Here is a 1,191-nt window from a genome sequence, read left to right as displayed (position 1 = left end):
GCGCCGGCGTGGTTTCCAAAATCATCGAGTGATTTGGGCATAGGGGCCCGCGGGCCCCTGCACCATCCGCGCCTTTCGGGGCGTTGGTTTGAAATAAGGAAAGGCCGCAGCGGTGACGCTGCGGCCTTTTTCGTTCAAGGGCTGGGACAGTGAAGGCTCACTATGTGCCTAGTCAGGCCCACCAAGCTCGTGGTCTATGACGGCTCACAGGCGACCGCCTGAAGCGGCCATATTCTCATGGGGTGTCACTTGCCGTCAATTTCGGGCGTGGCGCTAGGGCCGCCTTCGAGGTCGGCTATTAGGGCCTTCATCTCCGCGATCTCAAGCTTCTGGGCCTTGATGATATCATCGGCCAGCTTGCGCACACGCGGGTCGGAAATATTCGCCCGCTCGCTCGTCAAAATCGCGATCGAGTGGTGCGGGATCATGGCGCGCATCCAGGAAGTATCATCGACCGTCGTCTGGCTGCGTACCAGAAACAGCGACAGAGCAAAGACGACCGCGCTGCCTGCGAAGATCGCAATATTGGCCGACTTGTTTGTATACATGCCCAACATAAACGCCAGCATGATGATTGCCATCACCGCACCCATATAGATCGCCATGTAGCTTCGGGTTTCACTGAAGAACACATGATCGAGCGCATAAGAGTTCAAATACATCAGGCCGAACATTACGACGGTCGATGTCAGAATCATCGCGAAAAAGCGCCAGTAGGACATAGGAAGTCTCCTTAAATTTTCATTTCTAGGTGGGGAACGTCCTTCCAGTTATGGAGGGTTCCCAGTTTAGATGCAGAAAAGTGCACATTCTTTGAGGATTTGACGAATCTATCACGGTTTGCGGTGCTAGGCGGCAGCGGTAGGTAAAGTGGAGTTGGAGCAAAGCGTATGTCTGTTGCAGATGTCACTTCGTCGAATCTGGTGCGTTTCACCTTAGGCAGTCAAAATGACGCCCAACTTTTGCCCACCCGGCCTCACACAGATGCTCAGCATTCAAGATGCCCTTAAAACAGCAATATGAAGCGCCCGTTCGTCGCTAATGTCGCAACAAACACACTATACCTGTGGTTTGCGCCGTCGCACGAGGGCCCACCACCTCAGGGCATGAGCGGAAATTTCACAAAAGTTCCCGAATTTTGAAAAAAGGGGTTGCGGGTGTTTGGTAGTAACTCTAGAAGCCCCCTTACCG

1 protein-coding gene is annotated in these 1,191 nt (G+C 53.7%); it reads right to left on the bottom strand.

The genetic code is table 11. The features are described 5' to 3' along the window. Positions 1–245: 245 nt before the first annotated feature. Positions 246–722 carry a DUF305 domain-containing protein gene (locus BM174_RS20725; protein WP_093925678.1) on the bottom strand — a complete coding sequence of 159 codons (477 nt, stop codon included), beginning with the start codon at positions 720–722 and terminating at the stop codon, positions 246–248. Between the last annotated feature and the right edge of the window lie 469 nt (positions 723–1,191).

It is taken from the genome of Sulfitobacter brevis (assembly GCF_900112755.1).
Taxonomy (GTDB): Bacteria; Pseudomonadota; Alphaproteobacteria; order Rhodobacterales; family Rhodobacteraceae; genus Sulfitobacter; species Sulfitobacter brevis.
The sequence above is the reverse complement of the archived record's forward strand: the minus strand, read 5'-3'. Positions and strand labels throughout refer to the sequence as shown.

Excerpts from the sequence above, each read along its gene's own strand:
- BM174_RS20725 (WP_093925678.1), bottom strand. The coding sequence starts at position 722 with ATGTCCTACTGGCGCTTTTTCGCGATGATTCTGACATCGACCGTCGTA.